General features: G+C 51.8%; 19 protein-coding genes. 8 read left to right on the top strand and 11 right to left on the bottom strand.

Annotated features, from left to right (window positions below):
* The first annotated feature begins 108 nt into the window (after positions 1–108).
* Complete coding sequence (locus AC5JMP_RS22795; protein ID WP_495853794.1) at positions 109–1,092, top strand: alpha-ketoacid dehydrogenase subunit beta; 984 nt, start codon at positions 109–111, stop codon at positions 1,090–1,092.
* Positions 1,093–1,170: 78 nt separating this feature from the next.
* On the opposite strand, the gene AC5JMP_RS22790 is transcribed toward AC5JMP_RS22795, so the two are convergent.
* Positions 1,171–2,283: a hypothetical protein gene (locus AC5JMP_RS22790; RefSeq protein ID WP_495853793.1), complete on the bottom strand. Its 1,113-nt coding sequence runs from the start codon at positions 2,281–2,283 to the stop codon at positions 1,171–1,173.
* Positions 2,284–2,828: 545 nt separating this feature from the next.
* Here AC5JMP_RS22790 and AC5JMP_RS22785 point away from each other — a divergent pair.
* Both AC5JMP_RS22785 and AC5JMP_RS22780 read left to right on the top strand, forming a co-directional pair.
* Positions 2,829–3,872, top strand: coding sequence for a DMT family transporter (locus AC5JMP_RS22785; protein WP_495853792.1), 1,044 nt, complete (start codon positions 2,829–2,831; stop codon positions 3,870–3,872).
* Positions 3,873–3,936: 64 nt separating this feature from the next.
* Positions 3,937–4,803: a HEAT repeat domain-containing protein gene (locus AC5JMP_RS22780; RefSeq protein ID WP_495853791.1), complete on the top strand. Its 867-nt coding sequence runs from the start codon at positions 3,937–3,939 to the stop codon at positions 4,801–4,803.
* 115 nt (positions 4,804–4,918) lie between these two features.
* On the opposite strand, the gene dnaG is transcribed toward AC5JMP_RS22780, so the two are convergent.
* A complete protein-coding gene (dnaG, locus tag AC5JMP_RS22775; RefSeq protein ID WP_495853790.1) occupies positions 4,919–6,904 on the bottom strand; it encodes a DNA primase in 1,986 nt (661 codons plus the stop codon).
* A gap of 535 nt (positions 6,905–7,439) precedes the next feature.
* Between dnaG and tftA the strand changes: the two genes are divergently transcribed.
* Complete coding sequence (gene tftA / locus AC5JMP_RS22770; protein ID WP_495853789.1) at positions 7,440–8,819, top strand: hormogonium tapered terminus morphoprotein TftA; 1,380 nt, start codon at positions 7,440–7,442, stop codon at positions 8,817–8,819.
* Positions 8,820–8,945: 126 nt separating this feature from the next.
* Here the strand turns inward: tftA and AC5JMP_RS22765 are convergent, their stop codons facing one another.
* The 3 genes from AC5JMP_RS22765 to murC all read right to left on the bottom strand — a co-directional run bounded on the left by AC5JMP_RS22765 (position 8,946) and on the right by murC (position 12,083).
* Entirely contained in the window at positions 8,946–9,293 is a 348-nt protein-coding gene (locus tag AC5JMP_RS22765; RefSeq protein WP_495853788.1) for a YbaB/EbfC family nucleoid-associated protein, read from the bottom strand.
* Positions 9,294–9,404: 111 nt separating this feature from the next.
* Positions 9,405–10,514 carry a UDP-N-acetylmuramate dehydrogenase gene (gene murB / locus AC5JMP_RS22760; protein WP_495853787.1) on the bottom strand — a complete coding sequence of 370 codons (1,110 nt, stop codon included), beginning with the start codon at positions 10,512–10,514 and terminating at the stop codon, positions 9,405–9,407.
* 99 nt (positions 10,515–10,613) lie between these two features.
* Positions 10,614–12,083 (bottom strand): UDP-N-acetylmuramate--L-alanine ligase, encoded by a 1,470-nt coding sequence (gene murC, locus AC5JMP_RS22755; protein WP_495853786.1) that lies wholly within the window; start codon positions 12,081–12,083, stop codon positions 10,614–10,616.
* A 531-nt stretch (positions 12,084–12,614) separates the two neighbouring features.
* Between murC and nadD the strand changes: the two genes are divergently transcribed.
* Together nadD and AC5JMP_RS22745 are read left to right on the top strand one after the other, a co-directional pair.
* A complete protein-coding gene (gene nadD, locus AC5JMP_RS22750) occupies positions 12,615–13,268 on the top strand; it encodes a nicotinate (nicotinamide) nucleotide adenylyltransferase (protein ID WP_495853785.1) in 654 nt (217 codons plus the stop codon).
* Positions 13,269–13,539: 271 nt separating this feature from the next.
* The gene (locus AC5JMP_RS22745; RefSeq protein WP_495853784.1) at positions 13,540–14,550 is read left to right on the top strand and encodes a type I glyceraldehyde-3-phosphate dehydrogenase; all 1,011 of its coding nucleotides are present in this window, start codon (positions 13,540–13,542) and stop codon (positions 14,548–14,550) included.
* Between the two features lie 164 nt (positions 14,551–14,714).
* Here the strand turns inward: AC5JMP_RS22745 and AC5JMP_RS22740 are convergent, their stop codons facing one another.
* Positions 14,715–15,431: a response regulator transcription factor gene (locus tag AC5JMP_RS22740; RefSeq protein WP_495853783.1), complete on the bottom strand. Its 717-nt coding sequence runs from the start codon at positions 15,429–15,431 to the stop codon at positions 14,715–14,717.
* Positions 15,432–15,990: 559 nt separating this feature from the next.
* Between AC5JMP_RS22740 and AC5JMP_RS22735 the strand changes: the two genes are divergently transcribed.
* Positions 15,991–16,608 (top strand): CPP1-like family protein, encoded by a 618-nt coding sequence (locus tag AC5JMP_RS22735; RefSeq protein WP_495853782.1) that lies wholly within the window; start codon positions 15,991–15,993, stop codon positions 16,606–16,608.
* Between the two features lie 10 nt (positions 16,609–16,618).
* Here AC5JMP_RS22735 and AC5JMP_RS22730 read toward each other — a convergent pair whose 3' ends face one another.
* The 3 genes from AC5JMP_RS22730 to sbcC form a co-directional block, all read right to left on the bottom strand.
* Entirely contained in the window at positions 16,619–17,155 is a 537-nt protein-coding gene (locus tag AC5JMP_RS22730) for a VUT family protein (protein ID WP_495853781.1), read from the bottom strand.
* 72 nt (positions 17,156–17,227) lie between these two features.
* A complete protein-coding gene (locus tag AC5JMP_RS22725; protein ID WP_495853780.1) occupies positions 17,228–17,650 on the bottom strand; it encodes a hypothetical protein in 423 nt (140 codons plus the stop codon).
* A gap of 247 nt (positions 17,651–17,897) precedes the next feature.
* Positions 17,898–21,026: an exonuclease subunit SbcC gene (gene sbcC, locus AC5JMP_RS22720; RefSeq protein WP_495853779.1), complete on the bottom strand. Its 3,129-nt coding sequence runs from the start codon at positions 21,024–21,026 to the stop codon at positions 17,898–17,900.
* 517 nt (positions 21,027–21,543) lie between these two features.
* Here sbcC and AC5JMP_RS22715 point away from each other — a divergent pair.
* A complete protein-coding gene (locus AC5JMP_RS22715) occupies positions 21,544–22,095 on the top strand; it encodes a DUF6438 domain-containing protein (RefSeq protein WP_495853778.1) in 552 nt (183 codons plus the stop codon).
* 48 nt (positions 22,096–22,143) lie between these two features.
* Here AC5JMP_RS22715 and AC5JMP_RS22710 read toward each other — a convergent pair whose 3' ends face one another.
* Both AC5JMP_RS22710 and purH read right to left on the bottom strand, forming a co-directional pair.
* Positions 22,144–23,085, bottom strand: coding sequence for a 2OG-Fe(II) oxygenase (locus AC5JMP_RS22710; protein ID WP_495853777.1), 942 nt, complete (start codon positions 23,083–23,085; stop codon positions 22,144–22,146).
* 236 nt (positions 23,086–23,321) lie between these two features.
* Positions 23,322–24,872 (bottom strand): bifunctional phosphoribosylaminoimidazolecarboxamide formyltransferase/IMP cyclohydrolase, encoded by a 1,551-nt coding sequence (gene purH / locus AC5JMP_RS22705; RefSeq protein WP_495853776.1) that lies wholly within the window; start codon positions 24,870–24,872, stop codon positions 23,322–23,324.
* Between the last annotated feature and the right edge of the window lie 526 nt (positions 24,873–25,398).

The following is a 25,398-nucleotide window of genomic DNA, read 5'->3' as shown; positions in this document are numbered from 1 at the left end:
TATCGTCAAGAAATCGTCAAGTAAGTATAAATGCTTTCATGAATCAGTTCGGCAATTGGTTAAGATTCTAGATTGTGATAGCTCAGTAGATTTACAGCACCCCCTGACATGGCAGAAACCCTCCTTTTTAACGCCCTGCGTGAAGCGATCGACGAAGAAATGGCGCGCGATTCCACTGTTCTAGTGCTTGGTGAAGACGTAGGGCACTATGGAGGTTCCTACAAAGTTACGAAAGGACTTTGCGAGAAATATGGAGATTGGCGCGTACTAGATACGCCGATCGCCGAGAATAGCTTTACGGGTATGGCAGTTGGAGCCGCAATGACAGGGCTACGTCCCATCATCGAAGGCATGAACATGGGCTTCCTGCTGTTGGCGTTTAATCAAATCGCCAACAACGCCGGAATGCTCCGCTACACATCAGGAGGCAATTACAGCATTCCTATGGTAATTCGTGGCCCAGGTGGGGTTGGTCGCCAGCTAGGAGCAGAACACTCGCAGCGTTTAGAGGCATACTTTCAAGGCGTTCCGGGTTTAAAGCTCGTAGCTTGTTCTACACCTTACAACGCTAAAGGACTGCTAAAATCTGCCATTCGAGATAACAATCCGGTGCTGTTTTTTGAGCATGTGCTGCTCTACAACCTCAAGGAAGACTTGCCGGAAGAAGAGTACATCCTGCCGCTCGACAAAGCCGAAGTGGTGCGTGAGGGCAAAGATGTGACGATTCTCACCTACTCGCGGATGCGTCACCACTGCACGACTGCGCTAAAAACTCTGGAGAAAGAGGGCTATGACCCAGAGATTATTGACCTAATCTCGCTGAAGCCCTTGGATTTTGAGACGATCGGCGCATCTATCCGCAAAACCCACCGCGTCATTATCGTGGAAGAATGTATGCGAACAGGCGGCATTGGGGCAGAGCTGACGGCTTCCATTAACGATCGCCTCTTTGACGAACTGGATGCTCCTGTCCTGCGGCTGGCATCCCAAGATATTCCTACCCCCTACAACGGCGTACTGGAGAATCTGACGATCGTGCAGCCTCAGCAAATTGTGGAAGCCGTACAAAAAATGGTGGCGCTCCGCGTTTAATCTGCATCGTATTTGATTGGCATAAAGTGTGGCGAAGGTCGCCCCATCGCTGCACTTTATCTCCTTAACTAGACAGGTTTATCCTGACCCATCGCCTTGACTCTGATCGATCTTTACCCAAATCACCAGTGCCTTGCTGGCCACAGGTTGTCCCTGCGCGATCGCGGGCTGAAACTTCCAATTCCAATTTTTGACTAAACAAGTCGCTAGCTGATTGTTTAGAGAATTCTGACTCGGTTGCCACAGTGCCGTGTCAATCACCTGTCCCATTTCATCGGTTGCAACCTGTACCCCAACTCCCTCCCCCAGCGTAATCCCTCCCGGCACAGCAAACTGAGCGGCTTCAGATTCCGGTACGCAGATAGTGTCTTTGGGGTTGGGAGAGAACGTGTAGGTGCTGACTAGAGGCTGAGCGATCGTGTCAGGGGGCGGAGTCTCTAGCTGCTCCGGCGGCACGGCAACCACCTGCAAGCTTGCCATTAAAGTCAAAGGAACAGGCTGATTTTCAGCTGAATACTGCGCAGAGGTATCCGGCACGGCAGCAGTAATTTGCTCTGTCGTTACCGAAGGCGGCGCTGAAGAGGCGATTGGATCAGATTGCCCAAGATCAGATTGCCCAGGATTAGCTTGCCCAAGATCAGATTGTCCAGGAGCAGATTGCTGGGGAGGTGCATCTGGTATAGAAGGCTGAGGATCTGGGGCTGATGCTAATGGTTCCGCTGTCGGCTCTGCTGTCAGTGGCGTAGGCGATTCTGGTGCCTTTGGTTCTGATGCTTCTGCCGAAGGAGAGAGCGTCGGAGTAATCACAGGTGTAATGGGAGACTCAGCAGGAGGCGCAAGACCAATATCTCCAGAGTTAATGGCATTTCCAGAATCACTCTGAGCTTCTGGTGCAGATCGCGGAACTGCCGGAGGTTGAGCAGGAATCGGAGAAGCGATCGTCGGCTCGACGCTTGCCCCCTTAGAGCTTGCAGCATTCTTCGTCCCTGGAAGCTCCACAAAATCGATGGGACTTACCTCTAAAGATTTCTCGCGAACAGCGGCGCGGCTGGCGATCGGCAGCAAAACTGCTACTGCTAGAAGATGAATCACAATTGACCCACCCGTCAGAGCCAGCCATAGCTGCAACTCAGTTGCGCGTTGCCGCACAGCCTGCTGAGCTGCCTCTGGTTTATCAATCAGATGTGCCATGTTGATGGAAATTCTTGCATTGCTTAAATCTGCATTACTTGTATGGCTGTCGTATGGCTGTCGCCAGTTTGCTGAGGACATTTAGGGTGGGGCGCTGCGCGCCCCACCCTAAATGTCTCCGTCCTAACCGCCTTGGCGGTTGCTACAGAAACGCCTCATGTCGTTAAATTGCTTGAAGAAATTGCTTAAAGCAGTTCCTGAATGATCATAGCGATCGATCGCCTTGAATTGCGAAGTTTTGATGAAGTTAGAGCAGAAGGTCAGTATTCTCCGCAGCTATACCTTCCAAAGATACCAATCCCGATTCCGGAAACTGGAGCATAACGTTCTCCTCCGCATTCATGCCCGATCGCCGTACCCAAGCAATGCGCCAGCCAGGGCATCAAGGTATGGAGAACCCCTGAAGCGGCTCAGCAATCTATTCAACTTCTCGTCAACTTCTCGTCAACTTCTGCTCATTCCCATTAATTCGTTCGTTAAGCTTCTTAACACAACGCAATAATTGATTAGAATAAGGCAAATATGCCCTCTACCTGACTCTGCCCATGCAGTCCGACCTGCCTGAATCCAAGCAGCCTTATATGCCATTCCTACTGATTGCCCCCTTCTTCCTCTGGGGTACCGCAATGGTAGCAATGAAAGGTACAGCGCCCCACACGACCCCCCTGTTCATGGCGGGTATACGCCTGTTTCCAGCCGGACTCATGGTTTTGGCAGCCGCTCTAATCTTGGGCAAGCCCCAGCCCCAAGGATGGAAAGCATGGCTATGGATTGCGTTATTTGGGCTAGTAGACGGCACTCTATTTCAGGGCTTTTTGGCAGAAGGACTTGCCAGAACCGGAGCCGGATTGGGGTCAGTCATGATCGATTCTCAACCCCTCGCCGTGGCGCTGATGGCAAGATTTTTGTTTGGTGAACAAATTGGGTTGTGGGGCTGGCTAGGACTTGGCTTTGGCGTAATTGGCATCAGCTTACTAGGATTACCCCAAGACTGGATTTTGGGAATCCTGCATGGCGAAGTCCCCATCGCTGAGGGCGTTAACGTCTTGGAACAGCTCTTCCAAAGCGGCGAATGGCTGATGTTGATGGCAGCTCTTTCGATGGCGATCGGCACTGTCATGGTGCGGTATGTCTGTCAGCACGCCGATCCGATCGCGGCAACAGGTTGGCACATGGTCATCGGCGGCATTCCGCTATTCGCAGGTTCGGCAGTGTGGGAATCGCAGCAGTGGGTAAACCTTACGGGTTTAGATAGCTTGGCGTTGGCATACTCTACGATTTTTGGCAGCGCGATCGCCTATGCTCTCTTCTTTTTCTTCGCGACCACAGGCAATTTAACCAGCTTTAGCTCTCTCACTTTTCTGACTCCAGTCTTTGCCCTCCTGTTTGGCAATCTCTATCTCAGCGAGGTGCTGAATCCATTGCAGTGGGTGGGGGTGAGCCTGACGCTAGTCAGCATCTACTTGATTAACCAGCGCGATCGCTTGCTGGAGAGATTCAGGCAGCCCCTCGATCTGTCTGCTCAACCCACTGCTCAACCCACCGTTCAACCTGCAATGGTAGAAGCTGAATCTGAAGTATCTAGCTAGATAGCCGCTAGCATAGAACGGAGCGGGTTTTCCCTCCTCACTTCTGTCGTTTGGCAATTGCCCCATGTTTCACTGTCTCCGGCTCTTACTTGCCGCCTATGTCACCTGTTTGAGTATCGCTAGCGTGCCGAGTCAGCCTTTGAGCCATGCCGCGATCGCAGAAACTCAGACGGGAACTCGAACAGAGCGTCCGGTTGAGCCTGTAGGATCTTCCGATTGGATAGGGTGGCTGTGGGCGTTAGTTCCTTTGACCGTGGCGGGCAGCGTTATTTTTGCTGTGAAAAGTCAGGGTTCTAAAAAGACGGAAGTTGACCGTACCCTCCCCGATCCCAAACATGACACTTCAGACTTGGTGCTGCTCAATGAGAGTGCGCTGCCGGATAAAACCCGCGAGGCATCATCCGCCGCTATGAGCGAAACAACTCGGCTGGCTAAAGCTGATATTGTCGAGACGCTTATTACAGATCTCCATAGCCAGGATGCAGACAAACGCCGCCAGGGCATTTGGGAGCTGGGGCAACGCGGTGATTCTCGCGCTATTCAGCCGCTGGTCGATCTGCTGATGGATTCTGACTCCAGGCAGCGGAGCCTGATTCTGGCAGCGGTTTCAGAAATTGCGGTGCGATCGCTCAAGCCCATGAACCGGGCGCTCATGTTTTCCCTTCAAGACGAAAGCCCTGACGTGCGCAAGAATGCCATTCGGGATGTCACCCGAATTTATGATGCCATGGCTCAAATGAGCCAGCTTTTGCACTATGCTGCCAGCGACACCGATATTGAAGTACAGGACACGGCGCACTGGGCGCTAAGCCAGATGAACCGGATGCGATCGCTGCCTGAATCTGAAGCGCTGTCTAGTTCGTCAGAAGGCAAATTTAAGGAGCAGCTTTCTAGCGAAAAAATGCTTGAAGACCAAAAGCCCAGAGAATGAAACTCGCAGCTTTATAGCTGTCGCCAGCTTGCCTAGAACATTTTTGGTGGGGCGCTGCGCGCCCCACCAAAAATGTCCTCGTCCTAACCGCCTGGTTGACTATAAATCTGGATGCTCACGTCTGAACCGCTTCTAGCGCGTCGTAGTATTCCCCTACCCAAGGAATTTGGGCTAGGTCTGCAAAGGTCGTCTGACGCTGCTGCTGATCGAGTTCGGCAATTCGCTGTTTTTCGGCATAGATTTGCTGCTGATAATATTGCGCCAAGTCTGGCGATAGAGCACTGTCCATTTTTTCCCAAAGGTTGAGGAAATGACGGCAGCGTTTCTCGCACATGACGCGCTCCATACAGGCTGTTGCCGCTCGGATCACGAGAGGCGATCGCAGCAAATCTCGCTTGGTCTTCTCATCAAGCTGAAACAGGGGATACAGCGCTGGCAGTTTTTCTGGAAAGTCGGTACAGCGATCTTGCAGGTCGGAAATCAAATCAAAAGGGGTAGAGCGAGCTAAGTCTTTTTCAGCCAAGTCTTTTTCTGAGCTTTCCTCTAAACCCTTTTCAATATGCATGATCTGCTGCCACAGAAAGCGGTGGTGCCCCATGCTGAAATCGAGATCGCGTTCATCTAATGCCTCTTTGATGAACGTACGGTACTCATGCAGATGCAGGTAGACCCGCAAAATCTGCGCTTCCGACTCTTCTAGGAGGGTACGATCGCCCGGTCTGACCCATTTTTGCGATCGCCCATGCCAGCGCTGCCCCCGTACCTGAGTCCGCAGATCGCCTTCGAGTTGCAGCGTTAGATGGGCGTTGTTTTGGCTTAGCAGCTCGGCGCAACGATGGATATAGTGAGTTCTCAGCGTGGCGTTGGGCAGGTTGCCCAAGAGCTTGACAATTTCCTGAGTGCTTTGCTGAAATTGGTCAGCCTGACTCAGATCCTTGTCCTTGAGCAACTGCTGAATCTGCCAGTCAAGCCAGAGCGGCGCCTCCTTGAGCAACGTCAGATAATCGTCGGGCTTATGTGTTTTCAGGAACTCATCAGGGTCTTTGCCCGAAGGAATGTTGAGTACCCGGAGCTGCACTTCGCCCTGGTAGGCCAAGTCAGCCACTTCGCCGATCGCCCGTTCTGCGGCTTTGTTTCCGGCGGCATCGGCATCGAAGTTGAGCACAATCTGCTTCGATTCGCTGTAACGCAAGAGCTGCCGCACCTGATGCAAACTCAGCGCGGTTCCTAGAGAAGCCACCACATTTGTGATTCCGGCGGCGTGCAGCGCGATGACATCAAAGTAGCCCTCAACGACGATCGCTTTGTCAGTTTTGGCGATCGCTCCCCGTGCCTTGTCCAGCGCATACAGGGTTTTACCCTTGTCAAACAGCTCAGTTTCGGGCGAGTTGAGATATTTGGGCTGTTCGTCGCCTAGAGATCTGCCGCCAAAGCCAATCACTCGTCCCTGCAAGTCATGAATCGGAATCATTAGCCGATCTCGGAAGCGATCGTAATAGCCCTTGCTCTCTGGACGGGTGACAATTAGTCCCGCTTTTTCCACCAGCTCGACCGGGTAGCGCTTTTGCTCAATTAAATAGCCATAGAGAGTCTGCCAGCCTGCCGGGGCATAGCCGAGCTGGAACTGTTGGATGGTTTCTGTGCTGAGCTGGCGAGTCGCTTTTAGGTAAGCCAGGGCGGCTTCTCCGGGAGGCTGTTGCAGCGCATGTTCATAAAACTTTGCCGTGAGCGCCAGCACCTCATAGAGCTGTTCTCGCAGCGAGATCTGTCGCTGTAGCTCCTGTTTCTGGGCGGGTTCTAGGGTCTTAATTGGCACCTGGTAGCGCCGCGCCAGATCTAGCACCACGTCGGAGAACGATCGCTTCCCTACCTCCATCATGAATTTGATAGCGTTACCCCCCGCGCCACAGCCAAAGCAGTAGTAGAACTGCTTGCCGGGGCTAACGCTGAAGCTAGGAGACTTGTCGTCATGGAAGGGACACAGCCCGGTAAAGTCCTTGCCGCGTTTGCGCAGCACCACATGTTCCGAAATCACATCTACGATGTCGGCGCGTTGCTTGATCTCTTCGATTGTGTCCGGGTGCAAACGGGGAATTTCCATCACTCAAGCCTCCTTCGGGCAGTGATTCGAGGCGAAAGGACTACAATATATCACTACCTGTAGCGGTTGGTTACAACATCCTACGCTAATTGAGAATACAGGCTTATTCTTTAACGCGTTCTTTAACGCGATGTGCAACTTGGTCTGAAAGTTTCGTAGGATGGGCATCTTAACGATCCTAATCTGGGCAGGCAAAATGCCTGCCCCACGGAGATCAAGCGCTTTAGAAAAAGAGTCGCACATCGCGTTCTTTAGGTAAGGGTTGAAGTATTTTGAATAGAGCGAACGGATGTTCTGTCAATTTAGCACGAGAGCAAGATTCAAAAGTCCTATTCTGGGTCAATATAGCTGTCGCCAGTTCGCTGAGGACATTTTTGGTGGGGCGCGAAGCGCCCCACCAAAAATGTCCCCATCCTAACCTCCTTGGCGGTTGCTATAAATCTTTGTGCTGTAAAAGCGTTTGATGTCTATGATTAGCCTTTGGAGCCGAGCGGGTTAGCCAACAGCTCATCCATCAAGCAGTCAAGGAGTAGAGATGGGACGAATTTTTATTGCGGCGGGAGGCAGCGAGGGAGATAGTAGTGGGGCGATCGCCAACCTCACTGCAACGCGCCAAATTATTTTGCTACGCGACTTGATGACGCAGATTTTGCGATCCCGCAGCTATGACTCTCTCGCGGTTCCTGAGGATCTGAACATCCATCAGGCGATCGATTGGATTAATCGGCGATCGCAGCCGGGAGATGTGGCGATCGAGCTGCAATCTGCTTCAGATCAGGGTTCAGATGGGGTTAGAATCTCTACGGCAAAATCTACGGCAAAATCTGCGGCAGCATTCTACATCGCTCAAAACGAGCAGCGTCGCCTTCAGGCCGAACAGTTGTTGCAGGCTTATCTGCGTCGAGTCCCTCAAATCGCCAGTCACGGCACAAAGCCGGATACTTACACCGACTTTGGCAGCCTTGCCTTCTGCCGCGAAGTCGCAATTCCCTCGTTGGCTCTGCGAGTAGGACAACTCACTAACCTCGAAAACCAGTGGGTGATTCCGGCTCAGCCCCAAGATGTGGCCTTGGGCATTGCTGAAGGGCTAGCAAGCTGGAGCCGCGCTCTGTCTGAGCAGAAGATTGAGACCTATCAGCCCATCAGCATTTTGCTGAATGGCGGGCTTTATGACGACGAAGGCATCCTGGCAAATGGCAACGCCTATGTGCCGTTTGATCTAGTTGACCAGATGGGAATTGACTTGTCTCAGGAGTCTACAGTCCAGTCGCCAGTTCAGCGATCGGCTCAGCGGCTGGGCTATCGCAACTTGGTCTACCTGCGTGCCATTGACCTGCGAGAGTTCAACATTGCTGTGCAGTGGGAGCAGGATACGCGTACCCTAAAGCTGCGATCGGCGCTCATGATTCCGGCGAGCCAACTCGATCGCATTATGGGACGAGGCTATGCGTCTGAAGTGCAGATGATGATGTTTCTGAAAGCGCACAACCCAGAAGGTCTGGCGCAGTTTGCCGATCTGCCTAAGCTCTACCGAGAAGAAGGTCAAATTGAATGGGTTAACCCCGATATTGCCTTCGCCCAGATGTGCGTAGAAACCCAGTTCCTTCAGTTCGGTGGACTGATTCGACCTGAGCAGAACAACTTTGCTGGATTAGGCGGCATAGGGACGGGAGCATCAGGACAGAGTTTTCTTGACCCGCGAATTGGCGTCAGGGCGCATATTCAGCACCTCAAAGCCTATGCCAGCACCGAGCCGCTGATTCAGGCATCCGTTGATCCGCGTTTTCACTTGGTGCGCAGAGGAATTTCCCCAACGATCGCCCAGCTTGCCCCCCGATGGTCAGTTACACCAGGGTACGCGACAAAAGTTAGGGCGATCATTCGGCAGCTTTACGAATCTGTAGGTTTGCTATAGCTTGGGCTTGCCATACTCCAAATGCCAGAGTCTGCTGAACCCGCAGCTTTAGGTAAACAGGTTTCAGGCTTGCTGCCTTAAAGCCTACAAACCTGGCAAAGCCTGAAACCCAGCATTCTGCAAATCCTACATTCCTGGAAGATTTAACCCTTCAGTCAGAGCTTCCATTTTGGTGCGCATGGTAGCAGTAGATTTAACATAGGCATCTTTCATCGCTGCGGCTACCAAGTCTGAGAGCACTTCGGCTCCTTCTGCCAATACGTCAGGAGAAATCTCGACGCGACGAGGTTCCTGGTTGCCGCTCAGCACAACTTTCACCAGACCGCCACCCGATTCGCCCTCAATCTCCATCTGCTCCAGCTCTTCTTGAAGCTGCTTAGCTCCTTCTTGAACTTGCTGAGCTTTCTTAAAGGCTTCGGTCAGCTCCTTCATTTTGCCAAGACCGAAACCAAAGCCTTGTCCTTGTTTAGCCATAATTCCCTGCTATCTATTGAGTTGAAACTAGCTTAACAATCTTAGCCCATAGCTTCTAATGAGGTTCAAGTAAAGCAAGGTTCAAGTAAGGCAAGGTTCGAGGCATGAGGTTCAAGCCAGGTGAAACTCACCAATCATTTTCACCTCAGGCTCCAAGCACAGCGACCAGTTCTGCTCCACCGTTTGCTGAATGTGATGGATCAGCTGAAAAATATCATTTGCTGTGGCGCCGCCGCAGTTAAGAATAAAGTTGGCGTGGCGCTGGGCAATTTGAGCGCCGCCAATGCTGTGTCCCTTCAGCCCCGTTTGTTCGATCAGCCAGCCCGCTTTGTGAGAACCTGGGTTGCGGAAAACGCTGCCGCAGCTGGGCAAATGGTAGGGCTGAGTGATGCGACGGCGATCGAGATGCTGAGTGGTATCTGCTATTAGCTGCTCTGGATCGCCACCGGGCTGAAGTTGCAGCGTGGCTTGCGTCACGAGACGAATAGCCTCTGCTGCCGCTAGGCTAGTGTGGGCTTGCAGCTTAGAACTGCGGTAGGTGTAATTCAGCTGATCCGGGTGCCAGACTTCTAGAGTGCCGTCAATGGCTAGAGTATGGGTATCTACCAAAATATCGGCGGTGCAGAGACCATGTGCCCCGGCATTCATCACCACCGCGCCGCCCAACGTGCCCGGAATGCCAACTGCCCATTCCAGACCGCTCAAGCCATGCTCTGCGGCTTGCCATGCCAAGCGAGCGATCGGTTCTCCAGCAGCTGCCGTCATTCGCCCTGTTTCAGCGTCAAAGTGGGAATAGCGCAGATAGCGGGTGCAGACCACCAAACCGGGGATGCCGCGATCGCTAATCAACAAATTGCTGCCTGCCCCCAGTAATGTAATAGGCAACCCACGGGTTTGTGCCCACTCGAAGCTAGCTTGCAGATCTTCAATGCGGCGAGGTGCAACATACATTTCGGCTGGTCCGCCCACCTTAAAAGAAGTCAGGCTGGTCAAAGGAACCTGGGGTTTGATCATGCAATCTGTTCCGGGAAGCCGGATAGGCTGAGGCTCCTGACCCACGAGCGGTTGCCCCACGAGCGGTTGCCCCACAGTCTGTTGCCCCACAGCCTGTTGTCCTAAAGAAACAAATCGAGTGTGTCCGCTCTCTGCCAGTGCAGGTTTGGAGTTAGAGCGTCCTGAGCCAGGTGCATGAACGGGCGGAAAGTCTTTTGAGAGCGTCATGATTTTGAAGGATTGAATGCAGATGTAGCGAGGAGTGAGGGTGCTGTGTTTTCCAGTTAGGGTGTGATCCGGCTAGGGCGGCTGAAGCCTCACCCGATGCTAGACCGGACTTAGGGCTGACGATACAGAGTCTTCAGCTTGGCAAAACGCCATCAGCTCAGGGATGATGCGATTTAAGTTGCCTGCTCCCAAAAAGAGAACCAGATCGCCCGGCAGCAAGGCTGCTTGCAGATAGGTTGCGACTTCTGACAGCGTGGGTTGGTAGATGACCTGGGGGTGGTGAGCGGCGATCGCCTCTGACAGGCTCTGCCCTGTCACTTGCCCTGTGTTTGGCTCGCCCGCGCTGTAAATCTCTGTCGTAATGACCAAATCTGCATCTCCAAAGGATTCCGCAAATTCGCTTAAAAATGTCTGTGTCCGGCTATATCGATGCGGCTGAAAGACGGCAACGACCCGCCGCCGCTGGGTAGAGGTCTGGGCACGGAGACGCGCCGCATTCAGCGTCACCTGAATTTCGCTAGGATGATGAGCGTAGTCGTCGATAAATAGGATTTGATTGTATTCACCTCGGCATTCAAACCGTCGTCGTGCGCCCTCAAAAGTCGTCAGGATCGGGGCAATTTCAGCAAACCCCAGACCGAGCTGCCGTCCAACCGCGATCGCCGCCAGGGCATTGCTGAGGTTGTGGTTGCCCAGCAGTCCTAGCTGTAGGGTTCCCAGCAGAGCGCCGCGCTCCCAGACTTGAGCGATCGTGCCGTCTGATTTGTAAACAATGTTATCAACGGTGTAGTCAGCTTTGGCGTTTGGCTGGATGCTGTAGGTAATGTGGGGCTGCAAGCACGACTTGAGAGTGGGGCTATCGATGCAGCCAATCAGCGTTTCGCACTGCTGCGCAAAGGTTTGAAAGGTGGCGATCACTTCCTCTAGGGTGGCATAGTGATCGGGATGATCTAGCTCAATGTTGGTGACAACGCCAATTTTTGCTGCCAGCTTTACCAGAGAGCCATCTGACTCATCTGCTTCCGCGACTAGATAGGGGCTTTGTCCAATCCGGGCATTGCCTTCCCAAGCATTCACTTCGCCCCCAACAATAATGGTTGGGTCGAGTCCAGCTTTCATCAACAGGTAGCCCACCATGCTGCTGGTCGTGGTCTTGCCATGGGTGCCCGCGATCGCAATCCCCTCATACTCCTGCATCAGCGCCGCCAATAAATCCGATCGGTGAAATATGGGGCAGCCTAGACTCAGCGCCGCTCGATATTCAGCATTCTCAGCGCTAATTGCAGTTGAGCAGATTACCTGAGGAGCCGCTGCGCGTGCTTGGGTGACAGACTCATGACCTGCCTCATAACCTACGGGTTGCAAAGCCTCTAAATTGGCAGCATCCTGACTCCAAAAAATATGCGCCCCCTGCTTCTCTAGCCGCTGCGTAATATGGCTATGGCTCAAATCTGAGCCAGAAACGGGTAATTTACGCTGGGTCAAGACATACGCGAGAGCCGACATACCGATTCCACCGATGCCGATGAAATGAAATGGTCTCCCGCCGAAATCAACAGAATTCAGCATTAAAGCTCCTTACACACACCACACACCACACCAAACATCACGCGATATCATAGCAAGAATTGCTTTTTGCGCGATACGCTTTTTCCTCTAAATTTCTCTAGATGAGCAGAATTATCGCTTGACTCAGAAAATCTGACGCAACCAATATCTGGAATCTAAAAGAGATCTTTAAGCATCCTTGAGAATAAAAAGTAGCCTTGAGAACAAAAACAAATTGAGTTACACCTAAGTAACTTCACAGGCTACCTAAAATATTCCTGAAAGAGACAAATAAATTTTTACGACAGACCCATAATAAATTCATAAGCTAACAACTCTATAAGCTGACAGCTCCATCAGCCAGTATTTTTGGATGCCCTATCATTTGTATTCTGTATCAATATTGTTAAATCTGTATAGCATGGTAACTTTCTAAAGCTAGTACTCTTTTCGGAAGGTTCCTTCTTTTTGAAAGTCACCTACCGTAGACGATTTGCTGGAACTGTAGAATTTTTCGTTGAAAATTTGATAATTTGAAGCAGCCTTGGGATTATGCCAGCAAAAGCGGTTTTAGGCGGCACATTTAACCCCATTCATCTGGGACACTTGTTGATGGCAGAAACGGCTCTAAATCAGTTAGCACTTGAGCAAGTGATCTGGGTGCCGACCTATCGTCCGCTCTACAAGTCTTCCGCTGAACTGGTGGGCTTCAAACATCGATTAGAAATGTTGAAATTGGCGATCGCCTTCCACCCTAGCTTTGTCGTTTCCGCCATAGAGCAAAACTTTTTCACGGTAGAGCAAATCCAACCGCACTCCAGCTACGCCGTGGATACATTTCTCGCCTTGAAAGATATCCATGCTGCCAGCCAGTGGTATTGGATTGTTGGGCTAGATACTTTTTTGACGCTGCCCTACTGGTATCGTCGGCAAGAGCTTTTGCCCCACTGCATTTGGCTCGTTGCGCCTCGTCTAGAGGCTTCTGTAGAAAAAGACCTAATCAAAACGCAGGCACTCTGTGAGCAAGTTGCCCAGAAAATGGCGGCGGAAGCGATCGCGCTAAACTGGCAAATCCTCGATATGCCTCAGATCAGCCTCTCATCCCAACTGATTCGGCAATACTGCCGCGATCGGCGATCGATCCGCTATCTCGTGCTAGATGCTGTCAGAGACTATATCCTCCAGCACAATCTTTATAAAACTTAGAGTTTCTAAATTTAAGGCGCTCTTTACCCCTCTACCGGAGCGCTTCTCGACTCACAGAGGATGCTGATCTAGCCGCAGAAGCCAAAGTTAAAAATAATAAGCAAAAATACTTATTGACTGAAATCCCCGCCCCTTCAAAACTGTAGCTTCTCAATCCCCCCGCTGAGCATAAAACTGCGATCCCCAACTCTTGAGAGGCAAACTCCTAAACGTGTATGATTTGAGGCATTACTTAACGATCTTTTCATTTTTAGCAAGAGGGCAAGAAGCGGTGACTAGAGTAGCGATCAATGGTTTTGGACGGATCGGGCGCAATTTCCTGCGGTGCTGGCTGGGACGGCAGAACAGCCAAATTGAAGTGGTGGCAATCAACGATACTTCTGATCCAAGAACCAATGCTCATCTTTTAAGATACGACTCCATGCTGGGCAAGCTTGATGCTGACATCAGCGCCGATGACAACACCATCACTGCTAATGGACATACCATCAAATGTACGTCCGATCGCAATCCTCTAAACTTGCCCTGGGGCGCTTGGGATGTAGACCTGATTATTGAATCTACGGGCGTATTCATCAGCAAAGAGGGAGCGTCTAAGCATTTGGAAGCAGGCGCAAAGAAAGTGCTGATCACGGCTCCCGGCAAAGGGGAAGACGGCACCTTTGTCATGGGAGTCAACCACCACGACTACGACCACCACAAGCACAACATTATTAGCAACGCCAGCTGTACGACCAACTGTCTAGCTCCGGTTGCCAAAGTCCTGCACGAAAGCTTTGGCATCATCAAAGGGACGATGACCACGACCCACAGCTACACGGGCGATCAGCGCCTACTGGATGCTAGCCACAGGGACGTACGTCGCGCCCGTGCAGCCGCCCTCAACATTGTGCCAACCACCACAGGAGCGGCAAAAGCAGTGGCTCTGGTGCTGCCAGAACTCAAAGGTAAGCTCAACGGTATTGCGCTACGGGTGCCCACACCTAACGTGTCGATCGTTGATCTTGTGGTTCAGGTTGAAAGACCGACGATCGTTGAACAGGTGAATGAAGCGCTGAAAACTGCTTCTGAAGGTTCTCTGAAGGGCATCCTGGGCTACAGTGAACTGGAGCTTGTCTCCTGCGACTATAGGGGGACGGACGAGTCATCGATCATTGACTCTTTCCTAACGATGGTGATGGGTGGCGATATGGTGAAGGTGATTGCCTGGTATGACAACGAGTGGGGCTATAGCCAGCGAGTTGTTGACCTAGCTGAGCTAGTGGCTCAACGCTGGGTTTAGTCACTGAAGCGAATTGGTAGCGGTATCTTATTTGAGGATTTTTAGTTGCGTGGGCTTTACCCACGCAACTAAAAATCCTCAACCATTAGGAAACACTAGGCATTAGACCTGGGGTGCTCTCATTCGGGAGAGCACCCCAGGTCTAATTAGGCAAAGAGAGCAGCCTAAGCGGAAGTAGACTCTTCTCCCAGTTGAGGAGCTTCAAACTTGTAGCCCACCCCACGCACGGTCTGAATCAGTGCAGGTTGTGACGTGTCAATCTCAATTTTCTTCCGAATTTGCCCAATGTGAACATCTACGACCCGCTGATCGCCCACATATTCGTAATCCCAGACTTTTTGGATTAGCTCAGCCCGTCGCCACACCCGCCCCGGATGGCTAGCCAAGAAGTGGAGCAAATCAAACTCCAGAGCCGTGAGTGGCACAATTTCAGCGTTTAGCGTCACTTCGCGTCGCACTGGGTCTATCATCAGCCCGTTGAAAGTGAGGCACTGCTGCTCTGCGGTGGTGACAGGGCGCTGACGCTTCAAGATTGCCCCCACCCGAACCTCTAGTTCTCCCAAGCTGAAAGGCTTGGTTAAATAATCATCTGCACCCAGAGCGAAACCGCGAATTTTGTCGGCTTCATCGCTGCGGCTAGTCAGCATCAGCACGAAGACTCCCGTCCGGCTCTGCATCTCCTGGCAAAGGCTGTAGCCTGTCGCATCGGGCAAATTGACATCTAAAATCACTAGATCTGGATTGAACTGCTCAAACATTGCCAGAGCGCTTTTGCCATCTTCGGCAGATTCTAGCTGATAGCTCTGCTTAGAAAGAAAGCGGTGAATGAGAGTTCGGATCGCAGGATCATCATCGACTACAAGAATTTTGGCTGGAGCCATGGCCATAACCTTAGCGCTATCAAGTGAAAGTGAGCAGTAAGAAAATCTTAAGGGGTAAATCTTTAAAAGTAGATGAAAAAATGGATGCGATCGCCCCACTTCCCCGTAAACAGGGTCACAATCAATATATACTCTGCGTACTGTGGAATGACAAAACTACTAATTCAAATTATTGCTAACTCAAATTATCGGCTGAAAGTAGGGAAATTCGTAAGATGACGGGCTTAGGGCTACGAGTTCAGCGTTATGGTCATTAGGATTAGAGTCTGCATCCCCGCAGTCACTCTCAGAATGGTCGCTCTCAGGTCAATCGGCAAAGACCGATCGCGGTCAGCCTAGCATAGAAATATGGGGTTGAGAGGGGGACAGTGCAAAACCTAAGTTTTACGCTGATTCTATTTGCGAAACGCGAGTAGATGGTTACACTATTGGCTAGCAGCGCTAGCAAACCCTGTAGGGTGACAGCCAACGTCTCGAATCTGTTTTCGAGTAGTCTCCCTGAGTGTCATTACGCCAATCATAATCGAATTATGTTGAGGGAGTCTTCCAGAGGTTGTACATGAGCGATAAAAGTTCTTACGAGCGGCTGGGTTTAACTGAAGATGCGTCGTTTGATGAGATTCAGGAGGCAAAAAGCCGTCTGATAGAGGAAGTTGGGAACGATCGCAAGCAAATAGAAGCGATCGAATCGGCATACGACGCTATTTTGATGGATCGGCTCCGGCTTCGCCAAGAAGGCAAAATTAAAGTGCCCGATCGCATTCGCTTTCCTGAGCGTCTGGTGGAGCCATCTCCTGAACATACTCCAGCGCCAGTCAAGCAAGCTCCGGATTGGCTACAGCGATTTATAGATACACCCAGCAGTAGAGATATTTTGCTGCCTGCTGGTTTGTTTGGAGCCGCCAGCGTCCTGAGTCTGTTCGCACCTTCACTGGGGCTGGCACTGGGCGTAGGGTTTAGCTTCTATTTCCTCAATCGCAAAGAGCGAAAGTTCGGGCGGGCGCTTTTGCTGACTCTTGGAGGTCTAGTGCTAGGAATTTTGATCGGAATCCAGCTAGGTCGCTTGGCAAGCGGATTGTTCGCGGCTCAGCCCTCAATGGCTCCTTTCTCCGTAGAGAGTTTTGCGGCAATCGTCACCTTTGTGGTTTTGTGGCTAATCAGCAGCTTTTTACGCTAAACCGATCGCGCTAATCTGGCGAACCTTCCGGCTGCCACCGATCCATTTGCTTGCCTCGGTAGAGCGCCACCAATGCCCCGATCGCATACTTCACCACCGTATCGCCCACCAGAATAGAGGCAATCACCGCAGGGGGAAATCCTTCAACGCCCCAGAAGGCAATTAGGGTGAAGAGCAGCGTGTCTAGCGGTACTGAAACGGCATTGCTGCCTGCCACCCGTACGAGCCAGGATCGCCTGATTAAGCGCTGGTAGACTTCTGTGTCTGCTGTTTCCGCCAATACGATCGCCAAAAACGAGGCGACAATGATGCGCATGGGCACACCCAGCACCAGGCTCATGAGCACATTGGCACCTGCCGCAACGGCAATGGCTCGGTATACATAGCGTCTGCCATACTGATGCAGGCGATCGCGCTGAGTAAACGTCACGCCAAAAATGAAGGTGCCGACTGCCGCCTGACCGTAAAACGGAAATGGGATAAACCAGGTGGCAGTATAGTTGGCTCCCAGCACCGCCAGGATATAAATCAGGCTATTGATCAGCATGGGTGATTGCCTAGAGAGATTTTAGACCCTCTAGTTTAGCCTCTAGACAACTCTCTCAGAGCAAGAATGCGCTTAATTAGAATCGTCTGGGTCGTCCGATCGTAGTTTTGGCGTTGTCTGCTTGGGAAGTTTTGTCAGCAGCCCTGCCTTGATGGCAAAGTTTACTTGTGTAGACTGAGAGCTAGAGGGTGTAGAGGTCGCTTCGCCCGGTAAAACCGTGGGCTGATGGCATAGCACTGTCAGCACACAGGAGCAGAGTGCTAAAACCATAAAGTCCAGGTTGCCGCCAGACTGAAGCCAGTGAATCAGGTAGGGCATCTCGGAGGTCTTGGGGGACAGCCTGTAGGATGAAGGCTCCGTATCGTTAGAGGGTGGGTTCAGAACCAGAGCGGCGGGTGCAAAAGATAGGGGCGACATGACGGGCAAATCATCCATGAAGGGTTGGAGCGCCTGTCGATCGCCATAGTGCGGCTGTCTTTTCCTGTCGTTGTTCACGGTTCTACGCCTCGATTTCTAGCCATTATGAGAGTGGGGGATTCAGAGCGGGAATGAATAGAGGGAAACGATCGCGCCCTCATCAAAGACGGATGAACCTCTCCCTTGATACAGATTGCCCGCTTCTGCGATCGAAGTTGCAGTTTAGCATTAGTCCATTCCCGGCATCAAAATCTCCCTATTCAATAAACGCTATTGTCAGCAAAATTGTTGCCCTAAAGTTGGGCAGATAACCGAACTTGCCCGCCTAACATACTAGGCTCACTTGCGAACCCTGCTCTGTCTTGTAAACCTCAATCCGAGTCTGGAAGGCTTCTTTAAGATGAGGCATATGGGTGACGGTCAGGATACAGGCAAAATCAGCAGCGATCGCATTAATGGCGGTAATGAGGCGATCGCATCCTGCCTCGTCTTGGGTGCCAAAACCTTCATCAATCACCAAAAGCTGAAGGGCAGTACCCGATCGCTGAGCCAAAAGCCGCGCCAGCGCCAGCCGAATGGCAAAGTTGATGCGGAACGCTTCGCCGCCTGAGTAGGTTTCATAGGGTCGCGTCCCCTGAACATCGCTAATCAAGATATCGAGCGTGTCAATCAGCTTTGTAGCATCGCGCTGCGACCCTTTACGGGCGCGTTGGGTGACAAACTGCACATGGAGCTGGTTGGCGCTAAGCCGTCCCAAAATCTGGTTGGTTTCGGCTTCTAGCTGGGGCAGGACATTTTCAATCATCAGCGCTTGCAGCCCGTTTTTGCCAAAAGCCTGGGCAAGTTCCTGGTGAATTCGCATCTGATGCCGAGCGGTTTGAAGCTGAACGCTCAGGGCAGAATGCTGCATCTTTAGGGCTTCGAGCTGCTGCCGCTGCTGCTGAATACGACCCAGATGAGAGAGGCGATCGTCTAAATGCTGCCGCTGTTGCTGAATCTGCTGTTCCAAGACCGCAATAGCCGAGTTGGCATCAGGGGCTTGCTGAATCTCTTGCTCTAGAGCCTGAACATGGCTAGATAAGCTCTGAAGCGCCTGTTTACGGCTACTCCAGAGGGCGTTCAATTCCTGCACCTGCTGCTGGAGTTGAGGATAGTGCTGTTGAGCCTGGACTAGCTCCCGGTAGCGGAGCTGCCAGGGTTGGGCTTGCCGCAACGACTGCCGTAACGCCGTATGCTGCTCTAAGTCGTAGCCGATCGCCGCCATTTGCTGCTCCAGATGCTCAATTTGCCGTTGCAGAGGCGATCGCGCCAGCTCAGCCAACTGCTGCTCTAGCTGGGTCAAGGTCGCTTCCAGGACAGGCTGACGCTCGGCAATTTGCGCCTGTCGCTTTTGGGCCTGCTTCGCTTCGGCTTGCTTAATTTCTGCCCAACGCCAGCGATCGACCTGTCCACGGGCAAGGGCATGATTTTTGTCGTCATAGCTGAGCTGCCCCAGGCTTTGCTCCAGTAAGCGCAGCTCCTGAAACTCGGTAGCGTAGTCTTGCTGCTGAAGCGATCGCTCAATTTCGGCTTGTTCGGCGGCAATCTGCTGTAGGCGAACTTGATTTTCATTAGCGCCCTGCAACTGCTCTTGCAGCTTTCCCCGCCGCTCGATTAAAGCCTCGCGCTGGGATAGCTCTTTGTCCAATTCTCGGTATTCCTGTCGGAGGATTTTGATTTCGCGATCGGAGGTTGTCAACTGTTCACGGAGTACCCAGATTTGGTTCAAGGTGTCCTCATGCTCGGCCCGATGTTTTTGCAGCACCAATTGCCAATGAGGTTCATCCAGGGGGCGATCGCACAGAGGGCAGGGGGGGTAGAGAGAGGGTGCGAGAGTTGCCAATTCCCCCGTTATGGAAGTTTCGGAGGCTCTCTCATGGCGATGGTCTGCGTAATGCTCTAATGCGCCAACGGGCTGCTGTTCTCGACCTACCTCTTTTTGCAGCATCAGCAGTTTATGGTCTAGCTCAGATAGGTCGCGTTCGCATTCGCGCTGCTGTTCCTGAAGCCGTTCTAAAAAAGTGCGACGCTCGATGCCCTTGTCTCGCACTTTTTCCTGATAGGCGCGCCGCTGCTCTAGATGCTCAATTTGTTCAGCAAGCGTGAGGACGGCTTGATGCAACTGGGGCTGTCGCTGTTGCTGGGCTTCAAGCGATCGCCGTAGAGACTCAAGCTCTTCCAACCGGGCAGCTAGACGCGTCTGGGCGCGATCGATCCGGGTCTGAAGCTGCTGGCGGCGTTGCAGCAGAGGAGTCGCCTTCATTTGCAGATGGTCGAGTTCAGTCAGCCGAATTCTGGCTTGCCGCAACTGCTCCAGACCTGCCGCTATTTCACTAGATTGGGTCAGGGTTTGCTGAATTTCCTGCTGCTGCTGGTGCAGTGCCTCAAGCTGAGCTTGAACCTGCTGAAGCTGCTGAGTCAGATGGCTTTCTTGTTCTGCTTTTTGCTGCTGAAGCTGCTGGCGCTGATTGTGCAGCGTTTGATGGGTTTGAAATTTTGCCGACTGAAGTTCTTCTTCCTGCTGAAGGCGCTGTAGACGGGCATAATGAGCAACGATCGCCTCTTGCTCTCTTAGAACGGCCTGCAAATCTTGCTGCTGCTGCTGAGCCTTGGCGAGATCTTGCTGCAAGCGCCGACAGTCCTGGGTCAGCTGCTGCTGCTGCTGCTGCTGAAAACCAAGCTGCTGAAGCCAGGTTTGCCGCTGCTGGTGTAAGGCTTGTAGCTGCTGATGCTGATGGCGATCGCGCTGCTGCTGCTGCTGCATTTGGGCGATCGTGGCGGTGAGCTGAGTCTCTTCGTCTTCCAGCTGAGCCACCTGCTCTAGCTGAGTCGTGATTCCGGCGACGTTACGCTCTAGCAGCGTCAGCTCGGCTTTGAACTGGCGGGCTTTTTCCTTTGCCTGTTCGGCAAGTTCGTCGTAGCGATCGAGCTTCAGCAGATCGGCAAGGATTTGTTTGCGATCGGTCGGGCGCTTGAGCATAAACTCGTCGGCTCTACCCTGGCGCAGATATGCCGAGTTAATGAAGGTGTCGTAATCGAGCTTGAGATGCTGCAAGATGATCTGCTGCGTGGCGCGAACGCCCTTCTCGGTCAGCGATCGAAATCCGTCAGGAGTTTGAATCTGAAATTCCAGCGTGCTGGACTGCCCTCGGTAGCGGCTACGAATAATCCGATAGGTTTGCTGGCGACATTGAAAGATAAAGTCGATTAGAGCTTCTGTGCTACCCAAGTGAATTACATCATCTTCAGTGAGGGCACGGCTTTCGCCCCATACTGCCCAGGCAATCGCCTCCAGCAAAGAAGATTTCCCTGCGCCGTTAGCACCACAAATACAGGCGACATGTAGACCTCGAAAGTCTAGCGTTGCCTCCCGATAGCTTAAAAAGTTTTTCAGGGTGAGTTGCAGCGGTATCACAGGCGTGCAGCAATGGATCGAGCTGAATGGATCTAATCTATCAGTACATTAGCTCTTTAATACACCTGAACGGTAGTATTTGGGAACTATTTTGTGAGTTTTTTTGAAAATCATTTGAAAATAAGTGGAAAATTGGCGATCGCAATCCTGATCCTTGTCTCGTTCTACAGCAACCGCCGAGGCGGCGAGGACGGGTCATCTTGGGTGAAGCACGAAGCGCCCCACCCAAGATAACCTAAGCAAACTGGCGACAGCTATGCTGCGAGTTTCGCTAAGTTCTACGCAGATTTGTATGAGATATGTATGAGATTTGTACCAGCAAATCAGGTATGGCCCTACGTACTTGAGTTAGGACGAGTTATTTTTTGAGAGCCGCGCTCCGCGCGGCTCTCAAAAAATAACTCATTGGATCTAAGCGCGTAGCGCCATAAACAAAGTTCGTTTCGGTTTTGGCAACCAACTCATCAAAGCGAATGGCAGCGCAGATACTGAGAGCAGGTTAGAGGAATGTTGAACAATGCAGACTATTTTCGTAACTGGTTTTTATCTGGCTCTCATGGGCAGTCCGCTGTGGGCGATCGCTGCCCAGCCTAGCCCCACAGCCCAAGTTGCCCCGGTAGAAACGACTGCTCAGGTCGCTCCTGTAGAAACAGACGTGGAAAGTTCAGATTATGCCGATGCGGTGATTACATTAGAGAGAACAGCCTGCTTTGGAACTTGTCCTGTCTATCAACTTACTGTCTATGGCGATGGCAGAGTAGTCTATGAAGGCACAGCCTTTGTCGCCGTGATAGGCAAGCGCACCGCTCAGATTAGCCCTGAACAGGTGCAGCAGCTTGTGACCGCTTTCGAGACTGCAAATTTCTTCTCGTTAGAAAATCAGTATGTTGCTGAAGCGACCGATCTGCCTGGAGCCTGGACTTCCATCAGCTCAAATGGACAGAGCAAGCGAGTATGGCGCTATGGCTCCAGCGATCGCCCAGAATTGAATAACGCGCCACGATCGCTTACTGAACTAGAAAATCAGATCGACCAGATCGTCAACTCTCAGCAATGGGTCGGAAGCTAGAAATTTTGGATTTTAGATTCAACCCCAGATCAATCCGCTCACCTAGCTCTAAACCCTTCTCACCCAGCCATTGACTGTAAACCGACTGGCGGCAAACTTGCGCGATGGGCATTGAACAGGCAGCACCTCGTGCATGTATCGACTCAAGAAAAATACGATGCTGTTGTTGCGAGGCTCGATCGTTCTGTAAGTTTCTGCCCGGACAAAAAAGTTGTTTTCAATGCGGCTGTCATAAATCCGTAGTTCGCCACCCGAAAACCGCTTTGGCTCTCGGTTGAAGTAATACACGTAGGTCAGCTCTCGCGAGGCGGTATCCGGGCTGCCGCTGTCATTATGCACTCGGTAGTAATGTCCATCATTGTGAGCCGTTAACTGCGACTCAATTGAGCTAGTGGGCAAATCTGCCAGTCCAAATTGTGCCAGCACTTCGGGGAGGAAAGCCCGGATGCGGCTGCTAATTAGCTCCGAAAATTCTGAAAACTCATACAGCACAACCGACTGACGATGAGATAGGTCGCCTGTGGAAGTGCTGGTGCTCACAAACAACGACTCCCGTTTTTGCACATAGCTGAGCAACTGCCGATGCTCGCTAGGGGACAAAACATGATCGAACTGAAAGGCTTTAGAGGGAATAATATTCTGCTCTGCGGCAGCTTCACGGCTTGGCTGCGCCTGGATTGGCTGCTGCGCCTGGATCGGCTGCTGCACCTGAATCGGCTGCTGCACAATCATGGGCGGATTGGTGATTAGCCCTACTAATCGATCGCACGGAAACACCAGCATCGCCTGACCCTGCTGAATGGGCACTTGAAACAGCCGCTTTACCCGCTTGCCTTCCCAATCCATCACGACTTCAAAGAGTTGCCGGAGCAACAAATCTTGGGTGGGCACAGACAGCGTATACTCCTGCCCACCCGAAAGCAGCAAGGTGACTTCGACTTGATCTGGAATCTGTTGGGGAAGCTGAAGCGATCGAGAAAGGGACTGCATCGGTTTAGAGGATCAGGTGAGGAATTTTAGAAACGAGATTTCAAGAACGAGATTTTGAGAACCATACCTTGCAAGCTTCACCTCACAAAGTCAGAATTGCAGATTTCAGAAAACGATATCAAGAAATTGCTGAAAAATGCCAAAAATGCTCAGAAATGATGATCCTAGATGCCCCACTATCAAATCCTGCTATCAGACCTTGTTACCCAGCCCTACGACCCGTAGAGGTCATGCCGCTAGTGCAGAAAATGCCTCACTCCCGTGAACACCATGACTAGACCCAGCTCATCCGCTGCCTGAATCGAGTCCTGATCGCGCAAACTGCCTCCAGGCTGAACGATCGATTCAATGCCTGCCGCTGCCGCCGTGCGCACCGAATCATCGAAGGGGAAAAATCCGTCGCTGGCCAAAGTCGCGCCTTTCGCCCGCTCGCCCGCCTGCTCTAGCGCAATTTTTGCTGAACCCACTCGGTTCATTTGTCCGGCACCCACGCCCAAGGTCGCCCGATCGCGCGTCACCACGATCGCATTTGATTTCACGTGTCTACAGACTTTCCAGGCAAACAGAAGTTCCGCCAGCTGTGCCTCGGTCGGCTGTTTTGCGGTCACTACGCGCCATGTAGCTGCATCAGCACTCTGCTCGTCCGCCGTCTGCATCAGAAACCCTCCGGCGATCGGCTTAATGTCCGTCTGTGCCGAGGCGCTCACCAGATCAGGCATTACCAGCACCCGGACTTTTGACTTAGCGCTAAGAATTTTTGCGGCTTCGGGGTCGCAGCCTGGAGCCACAACGCATTCCAAGAAAGTTTGAGTCAACGCCGTTGCCGTGGGCGAATCGATCGCCTGGTTCAGCGCTACAATGCCGCCAAAGGCAGACATGGCATCCGCATTCAGGGCTTTTTCGTAGGCTTGCAGCAGCGTATCTCCCAAGGCAGTGCCACAAGGATTCGTGTGCTTAATAATCGTTGCCGCCGCTTGAGTTGTGGGGAACTCGGCAATAATCCGTCGGGCAGCTTCCAAGTCCACGAGATTGTTATAGCTGAGTTCTTTGCCTTGCAGCTTCTCTGCTGCTGCCCACCCGGAAGGCGTGCCCCCTGTCTGGTACCATGCCGCAGACTGGTGAGGGTTTTCGCCATAGCGCAATGCCTGGATTTGGGTTCCCGTCAGCGTCCAGGTCTGATCTGGCGATTTCAAAGCGTCCTGTGATTCTAAATAAGCCGCAATCGCCCGATCGTAAGCAGCCGTGTGCTGAAAAGCCTGTAGCGCAGAGGCTTGCCGAAACGCTAGAGAAGGCTTGAGGGAAGATTCGCTTCGCAGTTCATTCAAGTAGCCCTCATACTGAGTGGGGCTACATAACACAGTTAAGTGAGCAAAATTCTTTGCCGCAGCGCGCAGCATGGCTGGCCCACCCACATCAATTTGCTCGATCGCTTCTGCCAACGTCACATTAGGCTGGGCAATGGTCTGCTCAAACGGGTACAGATTGACAACGACTAAATCCATGGGACGAATATTGTTAGCTGCCAAATCAGCTAAATCTTCGAGCAGGTCTTGCCGCGCCAAAATTCCTCCATGAATGCGAGGATGCAGAGTTTTAACCCGTCCTCCCAAGATTTCAGGCGAACCTGTATAGTCTGAAACTTTGATGACCGGAATTCCAGCAGCCTGTAGCGTCTTGGCTGTCCCTCCACTGCTAATCAGCTCAAACCCAAATTCTGTCACCAGGCTATGGGCCAGCTCCACAATTCCAGTTTTGTTGGATGCACTCAATAAGGCTAACCGCGTCATGACTTTACGACCTAAGTGTTGGTATGCAGACTTAGCCTCCCATTAGAGTTGATTTCATGGCAAAAAAATCAGCTCGTGAGGCGATGAAGGAGAAAAGTGAAGTAAGCTAGCTGACACTCATCTTCAAATTATTTCAGTTTATCTACGGTTGCAAATTTAATTTTTACTGGAAGAAAAATCTTATCTTTGGCTAAAGACTACATCTCACCATTTAAAACGTGGTTTAGCAAGCGATAAATGGCTGAGCGATCGCCCTTCATCCCATTACATAATTCTCGCTAATTTGTTTTGTTTTTCAGGTTAGGAAACCTTATGAAAAAGGCTCTAAAGCTTTTCATAGCGCGATCGTCGTGAGCCATGCCTCAGCAATCTCCAGAAAATACTCCAAGGTATAAGCAATTCAGGTTTAATTTCCCTATTCTCATTACGAATCCCATTCAACCTGGCTATAGATCTAAGGTTAAAGGTCTGTACTTTTCCCGTAGTATCAGAGAAGAGTTAGCCTATTCTGCAAAATTTCTCGATT

Source organism: Drouetiella sp. (genome assembly GCF_059504425.1).
Note: the sequence above shows the minus strand (reverse complement) of the source record. Positions and strands in the feature narration are given on the sequence as shown.

Excerpts from the sequence above, each read along its gene's own strand:
- murB (WP_495853787.1), bottom strand. The coding sequence starts at position 10,514 with ATGACGCTCTCAAAAGACTTTCCGCCCGTTCATGCACCTGGCTCAGGA.
- AC5JMP_RS22710 (WP_495853777.1), bottom strand. The coding sequence starts at position 23,085 with ATGCAGTCCCTTTCTCGATCGCTTCAGCTTCCCCAACAGATTCCAGAT.
- AC5JMP_RS22730 (WP_495853781.1), bottom strand. The coding sequence starts at position 17,155 with ATGCTGATCAATAGCCTGATTTATATCCTGGCGGTGCTGGGAGCCAAC.
- purH (WP_495853776.1), bottom strand. The coding sequence starts at position 24,872 with ATGACGCGGTTAGCCTTATTGAGTGCATCCAACAAAACTGGAATTGTG.
- AC5JMP_RS22735 (WP_495853782.1), top strand. The coding sequence starts at position 15,991 with ATGAGCGATAAAAGTTCTTACGAGCGGCTGGGTTTAACTGAAGATGCG.
- tftA (WP_495853789.1), top strand. The coding sequence starts at position 7,440 with ATGGGACGAATTTTTATTGCGGCGGGAGGCAGCGAGGGAGATAGTAGT.
- AC5JMP_RS22790 (WP_495853793.1), bottom strand. The coding sequence starts at position 2,283 with ATGGCACATCTGATTGATAAACCAGAGGCAGCTCAGCAGGCTGTGCGG.
- murC (WP_495853786.1), bottom strand. The coding sequence starts at position 12,083 with ATGCTGAATTCTGTTGATTTCGGCGGGAGACCATTTCATTTCATCGGC.
- AC5JMP_RS22795 (WP_495853794.1), top strand. The coding sequence starts at position 109 with ATGGCAGAAACCCTCCTTTTTAACGCCCTGCGTGAAGCGATCGACGAA.
- AC5JMP_RS22765 (WP_495853788.1), bottom strand. The coding sequence starts at position 9,293 with ATGGCTAAACAAGGACAAGGCTTTGGTTTCGGTCTTGGCAAAATGAAG.
- dnaG (WP_495853790.1), bottom strand. The coding sequence starts at position 6,904 with ATGGAAATTCCCCGTTTGCACCCGGACACAATCGAAGAGATCAAGCAA.
- AC5JMP_RS22780 (WP_495853791.1), top strand. The coding sequence starts at position 3,937 with ATGTTTCACTGTCTCCGGCTCTTACTTGCCGCCTATGTCACCTGTTTG.
- AC5JMP_RS22715 (WP_495853778.1), top strand. The coding sequence starts at position 21,544 with ATGCAGACTATTTTCGTAACTGGTTTTTATCTGGCTCTCATGGGCAGT.
- AC5JMP_RS22740 (WP_495853783.1), bottom strand. The coding sequence starts at position 15,431 with ATGGCTCCAGCCAAAATTCTTGTAGTCGATGATGATCCTGCGATCCGA.
- nadD (WP_495853785.1), top strand. The coding sequence starts at position 12,615 with ATGCCAGCAAAAGCGGTTTTAGGCGGCACATTTAACCCCATTCATCTG.
- AC5JMP_RS22785 (WP_495853792.1), top strand. The coding sequence starts at position 2,829 with ATGCAGTCCGACCTGCCTGAATCCAAGCAGCCTTATATGCCATTCCTA.